This is a genomic window from Flavobacterium frigidum (assembly GCF_048286795.2).
The window spans coordinates 447,875-460,978 of sequence record NZ_JBLVPT020000001.1; the positions used below are offsets into that span (position 1 = coordinate 447,875).

At 35.9% G+C, this 13,104-nt stretch carries 12 protein-coding genes and 1 tRNA gene; 4 read left to right on the forward strand and 9 right to left on the reverse strand.

Going from position 1 to position 13,104, the window contains the following annotated elements:
• Window positions 1-2: 2 nt before the first annotated feature.
• Window positions 3-467 (reverse strand): 6-pyruvoyl trahydropterin synthase family protein, encoded by a 465-nt coding sequence (locus ACNQGB_RS02050; protein WP_417944890.1) that lies wholly within the window; start codon window positions 465-467, stop codon window positions 3-5.
• 310 nt (window positions 468-777) lie between these two features.
• On the opposite strand from ACNQGB_RS02050, the gene ACNQGB_RS02055 reads away from it, so the two are divergent.
• Together ACNQGB_RS02055 and ACNQGB_RS02060 are read left to right on the forward strand one after the other, a co-directional pair.
• Window positions 778-3,567, forward strand: coding sequence for a beta strand repeat-containing protein (locus ACNQGB_RS02055; RefSeq protein ID WP_417944891.1), 2,790 nt, complete (start codon window positions 778-780; stop codon window positions 3,565-3,567).
• 51 nt (window positions 3,568-3,618) lie between these two features.
• Entirely contained in the window at window positions 3,619-3,840 is a 222-nt protein-coding gene (locus ACNQGB_RS02060) for a hypothetical protein (protein WP_417944893.1), read from the forward strand.
• A gap of 119 nt (window positions 3,841-3,959) precedes the next feature.
• Here ACNQGB_RS02060 and ACNQGB_RS02065 read toward each other — a convergent pair whose 3' ends face one another.
• A complete protein-coding gene (locus tag ACNQGB_RS02065; protein ID WP_417944894.1) occupies window positions 3,960-4,727 on the reverse strand; it encodes an enoyl-CoA hydratase/isomerase family protein in 768 nt (255 codons plus the stop codon).
• Window positions 4,728-4,853: 126 nt separating this feature from the next.
• Here ACNQGB_RS02065 and ACNQGB_RS02070 point away from each other — a divergent pair.
• Window positions 4,854-4,927: transfer RNA gene (locus tag ACNQGB_RS02070), tRNA-Ala, on the forward strand.
• A 77-nt stretch (window positions 4,928-5,004) separates the two neighbouring features.
• On the opposite strand, the gene mtgA is transcribed toward ACNQGB_RS02070, so the two are convergent.
• Both mtgA and ACNQGB_RS02080 read right to left on the reverse strand, forming a co-directional pair.
• On the reverse strand, window positions 5,005-5,751 hold the full coding sequence (gene mtgA / locus ACNQGB_RS02075; RefSeq protein WP_417944896.1) for a monofunctional biosynthetic peptidoglycan transglycosylase: 747 nt from the start codon (window positions 5,749-5,751) through the stop codon (window positions 5,005-5,007).
• The gene (locus ACNQGB_RS02080) at window positions 5,751-6,863 is read right to left on the reverse strand and encodes an NAD(P)/FAD-dependent oxidoreductase (protein ID WP_417944955.1); all 1,113 of its coding nucleotides are present in this window, start codon (window positions 6,861-6,863) and stop codon (window positions 5,751-5,753) included. Before ACNQGB_RS02080 ends, mtgA begins: the two co-directional genes overlap by 1 nt.
• 211 nt (window positions 6,864-7,074) lie before the next feature.
• Here ACNQGB_RS02080 and ACNQGB_RS02085 point away from each other — a divergent pair, with 211 nt between their 5' ends.
• A complete protein-coding gene (locus tag ACNQGB_RS02085) occupies window positions 7,075-8,976 on the forward strand; it encodes a S9 family peptidase (protein WP_417944897.1) in 1,902 nt (633 codons plus the stop codon).
• A gap of 179 nt (window positions 8,977-9,155) precedes the next feature.
• Here ACNQGB_RS02085 and accC read toward each other — a convergent pair whose 3' ends face one another.
• From accC to ACNQGB_RS02110, 5 genes are all read right to left on the reverse strand, one after another.
• Entirely contained in the window at window positions 9,156-10,502 is a 1,347-nt protein-coding gene (gene accC, locus ACNQGB_RS02090) for an acetyl-CoA carboxylase biotin carboxylase subunit (RefSeq protein WP_309759778.1), read from the reverse strand.
• Between the two features lie 89 nt (window positions 10,503-10,591).
• Complete coding sequence (accB, locus tag ACNQGB_RS02095; RefSeq protein ID WP_417944899.1) at window positions 10,592-11,071, reverse strand: acetyl-CoA carboxylase biotin carboxyl carrier protein; 480 nt, start codon at window positions 11,069-11,071, stop codon at window positions 10,592-10,594.
• A gap of 23 nt (window positions 11,072-11,094) precedes the next feature.
• On the reverse strand, window positions 11,095-12,093 hold the full coding sequence (locus tag ACNQGB_RS02100) for a beta-ketoacyl-ACP synthase III (protein ID WP_417944901.1): 999 nt from the start codon (window positions 12,091-12,093) through the stop codon (window positions 11,095-11,097).
• Window positions 12,094-12,266: 173 nt separating this feature from the next.
• Window positions 12,267-12,461 carry a 50S ribosomal protein L32 gene (gene rpmF, locus ACNQGB_RS02105; RefSeq protein ID WP_007137315.1) on the reverse strand — a complete coding sequence of 65 codons (195 nt, stop codon included), beginning with the start codon at window positions 12,459-12,461 and terminating at the stop codon, window positions 12,267-12,269.
• Window positions 12,462-12,470: 9 nt separating this feature from the next.
• On the reverse strand, window positions 12,471-13,013 hold the full coding sequence (locus tag ACNQGB_RS02110; protein ID WP_417944903.1) for a YceD family protein: 543 nt from the start codon (window positions 13,011-13,013) through the stop codon (window positions 12,471-12,473).
• Between the last annotated feature and the right edge of the window lie 91 nt (window positions 13,014-13,104).

Consider the following 13,104-nt stretch of genomic DNA (forward strand, 5'->3'; position numbering starts at 1 on the left):
AACTAAAGTATAGATTTAAAATTATCACTTGCAAACCACTCCGCAAAAGAAGATTCGGTTTCTTGCAGTTTTAAGGAGAAAAGAGATATTCCTTCCGGCAATCGACTGGTAATTCGTTTAGCAAAATCAATTACCATATTCTCACTTGTGGGTTGGTAATCGACTACTATAACATGATGCCCACGGTTGATCAACTCATTGGCTAAATCAATATGAGGTGTTGTTCCATTAAAAACGGTCGCGTGATCAAATTGATCTACAATTTCTTCTTTTACAATTTTCTTTAAATCCGTAAAGTCTATTACCATTCCGAATTTTACATTAGAACGATCCGTAATTGGAGTGCCAATTACGGTTACTGACAATTTATAACTATGACCATGAACATTTTTACATTTCCCATCATAACCATATAAGGCGTGGCCGGTTTCGAAACTAAATTGTTTTGTAATTCTGATATTGCTCATTGGAGTTTAATTTTGAGGCAAATTTAGTGATTTTTTGACTTGCAGTAAAAGCTTTGTTCATCAAACCACTTGAAGCAAAATAAAACCCCGAATTCAAAAAAAATTTGCAGTAAAATAGCACGTTTATTCCGATTAAAATTTACAATTAATTAACATATCGATTGCTTTACCAATAATATTAGTAATATATTTGACCTTCAAATAATTGAAAGCAAATAATATAATTTTACATGCTCAATAACTAGATTATATGTATTGCTCTTTTGATTATAAGAAAAAAACTAACTAACACTTATTTATTACTTTTTCTATGAAAAAAACTTTACTCAACAATGTTTTGTTTGTGTTACTCACCTTTTTGGGCTTGAGCCTGAGTTCATCACTTAACGCACAAACTACCTACACGTGGAACCAAACAGGTAGCGCCTCTTTTGGTCTTGCAGCAAACTGGTCCCCTAGCAGAGATACACCAGCAGCAAATGATATTTTAGTTTTCAATAACGGTGCTACAACTACCGTAACCGATGTACCTGCACAAATCATAGGAGGTCTTACAGTTGCAACAAATACTAATGTAACTTTAAACACATCAGCTACACCCGCAAAAATCCTAACCATCACTAACGGTCTAAGCGGAGCAGATTTTTCTGTTGAAAGTGGCTCTCAACTTAACGTGGCCATTACAGGAGGTGCTTTCCCTTTAACTATTGCTATTGGCACAGGAGCAACTGGAATCGTTGCCGGTTCTATGACATTTTCAAGCGCAACAGTAAATACTATAAACACCATAACTGCTGCTGATGCAAGTGGTTTAATTTTCACAAATGGTGCAATATTAACGCAAAGTACAAATAGCACAGGTGGCATTTTTGGCAGCGGAACAAGCAATAGTGTGCTATTTGCAAGTGGATCTACTTTTATACAGGCTGCTGGTTCAAACCCTTTTCAAAAAACGCAACCTGCATCAGTAGTAGTTTTTCAAACAGGAAGTTTGTTTAAAATAATTGGAAACATATCTTCCGCTTTTTCAGGAAGAACTTACCCAAATCTTGAAATTGCCGCCACGGGATATAATCAGAGTCCTACTGGAGGAGCGGTTTTATCAATAGACAACCTAACAATTACCACTGGGATTCTCAACATGAATCTTACCTCAGCAGTTTCAATCAAAGGAAATATTAGTGTTGCTACAGGACAAACATTGACTTTTAGTCCTGCAACTGCAGTTGGTTCATTAACATTTAATGGTACAACAGCTCAAACCATCAACAATGCAGGAACACTTACTTTTACTGCAAATACAAATGCGATCATAGCAAATACAAACGGAGTTACTTTTAATCAATCTCAAACATTGTTAGGGAGTACTACTGTAAATGCTGGGGCTACATTAGCAACAAACGGAACCCTTACGCTATCAGGCACACCTTCTATAAATGGGACACTACGATTAAATTCAACTGGATTACTTGCAGGTGCCACTCCTACTTATGGTGCTGCTTCAAGTTTAGTATACAATGGCGTTATTGGCGGTGCCAATGTAGGAAACGAATGGACCGGCAACGCAACAATAGCTGGGGTTGGGATTCCTAATAACGTGACTCTTAACAGCAGTAGCATCAACATCAACAGCAATAGAGGTCTTGCAGGTAATTTAACCGTTGACTCTGGAAGCACAGTAACTGTAAAATCAGGAAATAATCTTTCTGTAGCGAATAGTTTGTTTAATAACGGTACAGAATCTTCATTCGTTCTTGAAAATAATGCTAATCTTATCCAAAATGGGACTACCAATACCAATACTGGCGCTATAACCATCAACCGAAGCGGAGCTTTACTTATGCTTTTGGATTACAGTTTATGGTCTTCACCAGTAAGTGGACAAAAATTAAAAGCTTTTTCACCAAACACGCTAGACAATCGTTTTTACACCTACAATCCAAGTTCAAATATATATGTAGCCGTTGCTGCTCCAGCTACTACTGATTTTGCATTAGGAAATGGATACTTAATTCGTGTTCCAAATGATCATCCTACTACTCCTACCACCTGGAATGGAATGTTTAAAGGTGTTCCAAATAATGGAGACATTACGATCACAGGTTTGACTCCGGGTACTTTTAATGCTGTAGGAAATCCGTATCCATCTACTATAAGCGCTGATGCTTTTATCACAGCGAACAGCATTACAGAGCCATTGTATTTTTGGAGAAAAACTAATGCTGCTGCAGGAACTGCTTATGCAACCTACACGATGGCAGGAGCTGTGGGAACACCTGGAAATGGTGGTATCACACCAAACGGAACCATTCAGGTAGGACAAGGATTTATTGTAAAAACAGTCTCAAATTCAGTTGCATTTACTAATAATAATATGCGTACTGCCAACAATTCAAATCAAATACTAAGAACTGCTAAAACAGAAAAAAATAGAATCTGGCTAAACCTGTCTAAAGGTACGGAATATGTAAACCAAATGATGGTAGCGTATATGGATGGCGCTACTAGCGAAATTGACAATACATTAGACGGAAGATACATTAATGACAATCAAACCGCGCTAACCAGCTCTTTAAAAGGAGAAGAATTTGTAATCCAAGCCAAAGGATTACCATTTGATTCTAGTGACATTGTTCCATTAAGTTTCAAAGCAGAACAAGCGGGTAGTTTTGCCATTGACTTAGATCACGTAGACGGTTTATTTTTAGGCAATCAAGAAATTATACTTAAAGATTTAAAAGCAGGAATAGAGCAAAACTTAAAAGCAGGATCTTACACGTTTACAAGTGATACTGGTACTTTTAAAAATCGCTTTGAAGTCACTTTCAAAACCAGCCAAACTTTAGATGTTAACTCTCCAAGTTTTGATGAGAATAGCGTAGTTATATTTAACCAAAACGGATCGTTAAACGTATCTAGCAGCAAAAATACTATCAAAAATATTCGTGTTTTTGACATAAGAGGTGTTTTAATAGCAGAACAAAAAGAGGTAAATGCCAATACAGCAAGTATCAAAAACGTTACGGCAAGCAAACAAACTGTTTTAATTCAAATTACTTCAGACGATAATAAAACCGTAACTAAAAAAGCTATTTTTTAAACTGTAGCCCATAGAAACCAGATACTGGAATTAAAATTTTAAAATTAAATCATGAAAAATATAGTACTACAATTTTATATCGTTGCCTTTTTTCTACTGTCTAGCGTTACGATGCTAGCACAAACTCCAGGCGACACTGATGGTACAGCTGACGGACTAGAGGGAGCTGATGCTCCTGCAGTACCTATAGATGATTACCTTTTACCAATGGCATTAATAGCTGTTTTTGTAGGGTATAAATATTCTAAAAACACGGCTCAAAAAACGGTTTAAATACAGTCTATTCTAAAACTGTAACTTAATAAAAACCCCCGAAAAATAATTTTCGGGGGTTTTGCTATTTTATATCGAGATACCAACCCATCCATTAGAGTGACACCCTATTATTTTTTTTACTTTTTAAATTGTGCCAAGGCATTTTTAGTGAAATCAGAAAGAACTAACTTTCCCGAAATAGCAGCGCGTTCTAACAAAAGAGTGTCCCAGTGTTGCGTTCCTTCCCAAAGTACTTTTTTCATTTCCAGCAAAGCTTCAGGATTATAACTTGATAATTTAGTGCTGAAATCAGTTATTGCCTTGTCCAATTCTTCAATGGTTTCAAAAGTACTGGCGTACAATCCTTTGGCAGCAGCCCAATCAGCCGACTTCCATTCGTGTGCCGCAAGGGTCATTTCGGCCATAGCTGTTCTTCCAATTTTTTTGGTCACAACAGGTTCAATTACAAAGGGACCAATTCCTATGGCCAATTCTGACAATTTTATTGAAGCGTTTTTTGTGGCCATAGCATAATCACAAGCCGACGCAATCCCTACGCCACCACCGACTGCTTTACCGTGAATACGACCCACAATTAGCTTAGAACACGAGCGCATGGCATTAATCAAGTGCGCAAATCCAGAGAAAAATTCGGTTCCTTCTGATTCATTGGAAACAGCCAAAAGTTCATCAAATGAAGCGCCTGCACAAAAAGCACCTGAGCCTTCACTTTGTATGACAATTACCGAAACAGTTGCATCTACACTTAAAGTATTGAATTCAGTAGTGAGTCGGTCTAATAATTCTCTAGGAAAAGAATTACTAGAAGGATGACCAAATATAACGGTCGCGATTTTGTTCTCGATAGTTGTAAAGAGCGAACCAGTCGAATTTTCTGATACCATAATGGAGTTTTTGGTGTAAAGTTAGAAAAATCTAAAAGAGGATTTTACTTTTTTTAAAATAGAATAGATTTGCTTTTTGAAATTTGCTTTTTGGAAAATTTATATCTTATATTTGCGATCAAGTTTGGGGGATTAGCTCATTTGGCTAGAGTGCTTGCCTGGCAGGCAAGAGGTGATCGGTTCGAATCCGATATTCTCCACAAACTAAAACCGTAAACTCTTTTTATTAAGAGTTTACGGTTTTTTTATGTTTAAAATTTTACTTTAGAATGTAAATCTACTTCGAATAATCAATTTTTCCTACGGTGCGCATGACGCGTACAATTTTGGCTTTTCGCCTGTTGATGTACGAAGAAGAACTTGTTGCCGCATATTTTCTAGGATTGGGCAAAATAGCTGCAATTCCCGCAGCTTGCTTTGGCGTAAGACCAGCAGCTTCTTTCCTATACCAATGTTCTGCCGCAGCTTGCGCTCCATACACCCCATTTCCCATTTCGATACTGTTCAAATAGACCTCCATGATGCGTTCCTTGCCCCAAATAATTTCTATTAAAACCGTAAAATAGGCTTCTAATCCTTTCCTTATATAACTACGGCCTTGCCAAAGAAATACATTCTTGGCCGTTTGTTGGGATATAGTGCTTCCTCCTTTTATTCTTCGTCCTCTCTCGTTGCTTTTGTAGGCTTTTTGCATGGCAATAAAATCAAAACCATTGTGCTTTAAGAACGTTCCATCTTCACTGGCAATTACTGCTTTTTGTAGGTTCATCGAGATGTTCTCAATGGGTTCCCAATCATGACTAAAAAAAACTTCTTTACCGCCTACTTTGTTTTCAATTGCCCGAATTACCATTAATGGTGTAAACGGAACTGGAACAAATTTAAAAAGCACTACAAAAAACAAAGAAAGTCCAAAGAACCACAACAGTACTTTAAATAAAAATCGGGTTAGTTTGCTCATAAAAGAGGTTGGTTCTTTTTTAACGGGTTGTCTTGCTTTTCTTGGTGCTATTTTTGTTGCCATTATACTAAATCTGCTAATTCTGTTCCAATTAAACTTCCTATTGCAACTCCCATTCCGCCTAATCGAACGCCACAATACACATTTTCAGATAGTTGTGATACAATAGGATTCTTGCTGTTGCCCATGCCCATAATCCCGCTCCAACGGTGCGCAATTTGGAAGTCATTTTTAGGTAAAATTACTTCTTTTAACAATTGTTCCAACTTTTTTTGTACTATTTCTGTCTGTCCAAAATCAGTTGTATTTTCAGTCTCAAAATCCAAATTTCTTCCACCTCCCAGTAAAATTCTGTCGCCAATATTCCTGAAATAATAGTATCCTCTATCCAAGTGAAAAGTACCTTTTATATCTAGGTTTTTAATTGGCTCTGTTATAAGCACCTGCGCTCTGGCAGGTTTCACAGCAACGCCAATTAGTGCATTTGCAAAACCATTCGTAGCAAAAAGTATTTTTTTTGTGCTGTAACTAAAATCTTTTAATGCTACCTCTACTCCATCTCCTTTGTCATAATAAGAGGTTACTGTTTGCTGGTTGAGAATTAAAATATTTTTAGAAACAGCCTCTTTTAATAATGCCTGCATCATATTTCCAGTATCAATTTGTGCTTCAAAAGGATTAAAAACTAAATATTCTTGAATTCCAGTGAATCCAAAACGGTCAACTTCCTTTGCAAAAACACTAGCTTTAAATGGCGATCGTAAAATTTCATTGATAAACGGTAATTTCCCTAAACATTCATTATAACTGCTCTCATCTTCTTTCAAGAATAATTCATATCCTCCATATGGTTTAAAATCTATGGTATCGTCACCGAGTCTTTTACGCAACAACTGTAACCCTTTCCACCGTTTTTGAACGAGTTGAATTACCTCTTCTTCTGAATGGGATTTTAAATCATCAATAATTTCTGAAAGACTTCCAAAACAAGCAAAACCCGCGTTTTTAGTACTCGCTCCTTGTGGCAACATTCCCTTTTCTAAGACCAGAATTTTACTGTCAGGAAATCTTTCGCGCAAGCGTAATGCAGCGTGCAAACCAACAATTCCGCTTCCTACAATGGTATAATCTATATTTGTAAACCAATTTTTCAACTCCCAATAACTCAAATCCATATTCAGGTATTTTTTATAAAAATAATATTTTTTTAGATTTATTCTGAATTTATTTCTGGAGCTCATCCCGCTATTCATTGCAATCTTATTGTTTTTTTAAAACAAAAACAATAAGGATTTCCATTTCTATCGGGGCTAAACGATCCTCTCAGAAAGACAAAAATCGAAAAAAATTGGCTAATTTTATCACACAAAAAAATTGCCTTTTAAAATGAAAAAAATACTTTTTATACCCTTATTACTTATGAGTTTAAACGCTATGGCACAAAATATAATGACCCCGGAATTACTATGGAAACTAGGAAGAGTAACTCCTTTAGGAATTTCTAAGGATGGAAAAAATATCGTTTACAAAGTAACAACTCCTGTAGTTCAAGAAAATAAATCAGATACAAAACTATACTCTTTACCCGTAAATGGCAGGAATCCAACCGAAATAAAAGATACCGAAGCCCTTTTAAATGATAAAAATACTTCTCCAGACGGGAAATACATACTATATCACGAAGAAGTAAAAATCGAAAAAGTTCATGGTAAAGATTTTTATCCAGAACTAGAAAAATCAGAGGTTCAAATCTATGATGGATTGAATTACCGCCATTGGGACACTTGGAACGAAGGCAAATACAATCATGTTTTTTATAAAGAAAATAAAGAGGAAGCAATAGGAATAGATATTCTAAAAGGGGAAAATTTCGACAGTCCTCAAAAACCTTTTGGCGGAGACGAAGATTATATTTGGTCGCTAGACAGTAAAAGTATCTTTTATGTAAGCAAGAAAAAGGCAGGAACGGATTATGCAGTTTCCACCAACACCAATATTTTCGAATACAATTTAGAAACGGGGAAAACTACCAATAGAACCGAAGAAAATCTAGGATATGATACCGCTCCACAATTTTCTCCAACAGGTAATTTGACTTGGTTGCAAATGAAAAATGATGGGTATGAGGCCGATAAAAATGACTTGATCGTTAGTTTCAAAGGAATCAAATTGAACCTGACGGCAAATTGGGATGGAACCGTAGACAACTTCATATGGAGTGCCGATGGAAGTACAATATATTTTGTAGCACCGATTGACGGAACTAAACAATTGTTTAAAGTTAATTTTCCGGGTCTAACTAAAATAGCAATTACCGTTAGCCAAATCACTACTGGAGAATTTGACGTCAATGACCTAGTAGGTTTTTCGGGTGACAACATCATAGTTACAAGAACCGATATGAATCATGCTTCCGAAATTTTTTCATATCATTTGAAGAAAAACACCTGGAAACAACTTTCAAATGTCAATACTGCAACCTATAGTTCTTTGGCGCTGAGCAAAACCGAAAAGCGCTACGTTACAACAACAGATGGCAAAAAGATCTTGGTTTGGGTGGTTCTACCTCCAAATTTTGACGCCACAAAAAAATATCCAACACTTTTATATTGTCAAGGTGGACCACAATCGCCATTGACGCAATTTTACTCCTACCGATGGAATTTACAGTTGATGGCCGCAAACGGTTATATTGTTGTGGCTCCAAACCGTCGCGGAATGCAAGGACATGGTGTAGCGTGGAATGAGCAAATAAGTAAAGACTGGGGTGGTCAGGTAATGGATGATTACCTAGCAGCAATCGATGATGTGGCAAAGGAAAAACATGTAGATGCAACTCGTTTGGGATGTGTTGGCGCCAGTTACGGCGGTTATTCTGCCTTTTACTTAGCTGGAATACACAACAACCGTTTCAAAACTTTTATAGCTCATGATGGTATTTTTAATACCCAAAGCATGTACGGGACTACTGAGGAAGTTTTCTTTACGAACTGGGATTTTGGTGGAGCGTATTGGAATAAAAACAATACCACTGCTCAAAAATCCTATACTACATTCAACCCGATGACTTTAGTTGAGAAATGGAACAAACCTATTCTAATCATTCAAGGCGGAAAAGATTTCCGTGTACCAATTGGACAAGGGCAAGAAGCGTTTCAAGCGGCGCAACTACGAGGAATAAAAAGCAGATTCTTATACTTTCCTGAAGAAAACCACTGGGTATTAAAACCTCAAAATGCACAAGTTTGGCAAGCAGAATTTTTCAAATGGCTGAAAGAAACTTTATAGTAGTAATAGTGTTTCTAAAATAAATCTGTGTCAGTTTAAGTGGAGTCGAAAATTCCATTAGATTTTGACTAAGTCGATTTGACAAGAATAGATTGAACTATAGGCGCTAACTTTTTATAAAAAATATGAAACAAAAAAACCTTGCATCGCTGCAAGGTTTTTACTTAAAAAAAGTATCTTTATTCAGGATCGTTCATCTTAAAAGTATCCATAAATGCTGTTGTATACACCCCTGAAATATATCTAGGATCGTCCATTAACTGTCTGTGAAACGGAATGGTAGTTTTTATTCCTTCAATTACAAATTCGTCTAATGCTCTTCTCATTTTGCTAATCGCTTCTTCTCTCGTTTGAGCAGTAGTTATCAATTTAGCAATCATAGAATCGTAGTTTGGTGGAATCGTATAGCCGGAATAAACGTGAGTGTCTAAACGAACTCCGTGTCCACCTGGCATGTGCAAGGTTGTGATTTTTCCTGGAGACGGACGGAAATCATTGTACGGATCTTCTGCATTAATTCTACATTCTATCGCGTGCAATTGAGGCAAGTAATTTTTACCAGAAATAGGTATTCCAGCAGCAACCATAATTTGCTCTCTAATCAAGTCATAATCGATAACTTGCTCCGTAATTGGATGTTCAACTTGAATACGAGTATTCATTTCCATAAAGTAGAAGTTACGGTTTTTATCTACCAAAAATTCTACTGTTCCAGCACCTTCGTATTTGATATACTCTGCTGCTTTAACCGCTGCTTCACCCATTTTTGTACGTAATTCATCGGTCATAAATGGAGATGGCGTTTCTTCAGTAAGTTTTTGATGACGTCGTTGAACCGAACAATCTCTTTCTGATAAGTGACACGCTTTTCCGTAAGAATCACCTACAACTTGAATTTCAATATGGCGTGGCTCTTCGATTAATTTCTCTAAGTACATACCATCATTTCCAAAAGCTGCAGCCGATTCTTGACGTGCGCCTTCCCAAGCTTTCAATAATTCTTCCTCTTTCCAAACAGCTCTCATTCCTTTTCCTCCACCACCAGCAGTTGCTTTAAGCATTACTGGATAACCAAAATCTCTTGATAATTGTAAGGCTTGTTCGTATGATTCTAAAATCCCAACAGAACCGGGAACACAAGGCACACCAGCTTCAATCATAGTTGATTTTGCCGAGGCTTTATCACCCATTCTATCAATCATCTCTGGAGAAGCTCCAATGAATTTAATACCGTGTTCTTGACAAATTTTAGAAAATTTAGAATTTTCAGAAAGGAATCCGTATCCTGGATGTATTGCATCTGCATTGGTGATTTCTGCAGCAGCAATAATATTTGACATCTTTAAATAGGATAAGTTACTTGGAGGTGGTCCTATACAAACCGCTTCGTCAGCAAACTTAACATGTAGACTTTCGGCATCGGCAGTAGAGTAAACAGCTACTGTTTTAATTCCCATTTCTTTACACGTTCTAATTACGCGTAACGCAATTTCGCCTCTATTTGCAATTAATATTTTTTTAAACATCTATTTTCAGTTATAAGTTATGAGTGATAAGTTTTTAAAATTATGATGGATTAAAAATCAATTCATAATATATATAAATCATAATTTATTTAAGATGGATCTACCAAGAATAAAGGTTGGTCAAACTCAACTGGTGACATATCATCAACCAATATTTTTACTATTTTTCCTGAAACTTCAGATTCAATTTCATTAAATAATTTCATGGCTTCAATTACACACAAAACATCACCTTTAGCAATTGATTTCCCTACCTCAACAAACATAGGTTTGTCTGGAGAAGGTTTTCTGTAAAAAGTCCCAATAATTGGAGATTTTATAGTGATATAGTGTGCATTCTCTACAACTGGCACCTCTGCTACTGCTGCAACAGGAGTAATTTGTTGCGGTGCTGCTGCTTGTGGAAGCGCTGCTTGAGCTGGCATTTGTTGAACATACGTGGTTTCAGTTACATTCCCTTCTAAGGTTGTTCTGATGGTGATTTTTACATCATCCATCTCTAATTTAACTTCTGCAACTCCTGAATTTGCTACAAACTTGATAAGATTTTGAATTTCTTTTAAATCCATGATTATTTGTTTTTAGTTTTAGTTTATTTTTTATCGTATGCCCATTTAAGATAGATAGATCCCCAAGTGAATCCACCTCCAAATGCAGCGAAAATTATTGTATCTCCTTTTTTGAATAAATGCTCAAAATCACTGAGTACTAATGGCAAAGTAGCCGAAGTAGTGTTTCCGTATTTTTCAATGTTCATCAACACTTTCGAATCTTCTAAATTCATTCGATTTGCAGTTGCATCGATAATACGCTTGTTTGCCTGATGTGGCACTAACCAATCAACATCTTCATTTGTCAGATTATTTCTTTTCAAAATCAATTCGCTTGAATCAGCCATGTTAGTAACAGCATATTTAAATACTGCTTTCCCGTCTTGGATAATATTGTGCTTGTTATCTTGAACCGTTTCGGCAGTAGCTGGAAGTATAGAACCTCCGGCATCAATCTTTAAAAAATCTCTTCCTACTCCATCACTTCTTAAATACTCGTCTTGCAATCCTAAACCCTCATAATTAGGTTCGAATAGAACTGCACCAGCACCATCCCCAAAAATAATACAGGTTGCTCTATCTGTATAATCTACAATCGAAGACATTTTATCAGCACCTATCAAAAGTACTTTTTTATATCGTCCGGATTCAATGTAGGCAGCTGCTGTTGACATACCAAACAAGAAACTAGAACATGCTGCTTGTAAATCATAAGCAAAGGCATTTAAAGCACCAATTTCGGTAGCTACATATACTCCCGTTGATGCAACTGGCATATCTGGAGTTGCTGTTGCCATTATAACCAAATCGATTTCTAGGGGATCAATATTGGATTTAGCTAATAAATCTTGTGCAGCTTTTATTGCCAAAAAAGAAGTCCCTTTTCCATCTTCTTTAAGGATTCTCCTTTCTTTGATTCCTGTACGAGAGGTAATCCACTCGTCATTGGTATCTACCATGGTTTCAAGTGCTTTGTTTGTTAACACAAAGTCAGGAACATATGCTCCAACAGCGGTTATTGCGGCTGTAATTGTATTCATTATAAGCTATTATTTTTTGTCAAATGGTATCATTTGAAAAATTTTTAAAAGACTTGAAAATTACAAAAAAAAAATCCATTTTGATTAATTTGTAACTTCTTATTTCATGAAAATCATAAACAACAAAAAAACTCTCACGATGTGAGAGTTCGAATATCATTTACTAAAATGTATTAAGCAACAGCTACAGATTTATCTATAACAACTTGCCCTCTGTAGTACATTTTACCTTCATGCCAATATGCTCTGTGGTACAAATGTGCTTCTCCTGTGATAGGACAAGTAGCGATTTGTGCTACAGTAGCTTTATAATGTGTTCTTCTTTTATCTCTTCTTGTTTTGGAGATTTTTCTCTTAGGATGCGCCATTTTACTATATTATTTATCCGTTAATAGTTGCTTTAATTTGTCCCAACGTGGGTCAATATTTTCTTCTTGTTTACTCTCTTTTTTTACTTCTTTTACTATCAGTTCATTAAGTTTAGTCAAAGCTTCTGTTTTTAAACTTCCATCTTTAACTCCAGGATGAACCCGTCTTAGAGGTACTGACAACACTATCATTTCATAGATATACTGTGCAATATCTAATTCAAACTCCCCATGAGGCAATACTAATAATTCTTCATTATCATTATTAAATTCTTCGTCAAAACGAACAATTAATTTCATTTTTCCTTTTACTGGCAAGTCAAAATCTTCGCTTGTCAAATCACAAGGCACGTTTACAACACCTTTATGCTTAAAACTCAACTCTAACAGCGTACTTTTTTTCTCTAAAACTACATTTACTTTGATATTTGAATCTTGATATTCATTATAATCAAAGATTTCAAAGAACGAATTACTTATTTGATATTCAAAATGATGTTTTCCTAGCTTTAACCCTATGAAAGGAATTAAAAATTCTTTTGTCTTCTTCATTTGACCAACATTTTGACCCTATCACAACGATTCGTAACGGGAGTGCAAAGATATAAAATTATTGTAAATCTAATAATGTTATTCACTTTTT